Genomic DNA, 231 nt, shown 5'->3' with positions numbered 1-231 from the left:
CCGCTCGACTTGCATGTGTTAGGCCTGCCGCCAGCGTTCAATCTGAGCCATGATCAAACTCTTCAATTTAAGTTTGATGCTCGTGAATTAAACTTCGTAATGAATTACGCATGTTTACTCAGAGACTTGGTATTCATTTTTCGTCTTGCGACGTTAAGAATCCATGTCACTTTGAGTGCCCACACAGATTGTCTGATAAATTGTTAAAGAGCAGTGCAACGCGGCTTTCGC

Annotated in this window: 1 rRNA gene; it reads right to left on the bottom strand. The window is 43.3% G+C overall.

Going from position 1 to position 231, the window contains the following annotated elements:
- Positions 1-69: ribosomal RNA gene (locus tag FHC52_RS22635) — 16S ribosomal RNA — on the bottom strand; the annotation flags it as partial.
- Between the last annotated feature and the right edge of the window lie 162 nt (positions 70-231).

Source organism: Enterobacter sp. EC_64 (assembly GCF_019584165.1).
GTDB lineage: Bacteria > Pseudomonadota > Gammaproteobacteria > Enterobacterales > Enterobacteriaceae > Enterobacter > Enterobacter roggenkampii.
The sequence above is the reverse complement of the archived record's forward strand: the minus strand, read 5'-3'. Positions and strand labels throughout refer to the sequence as shown.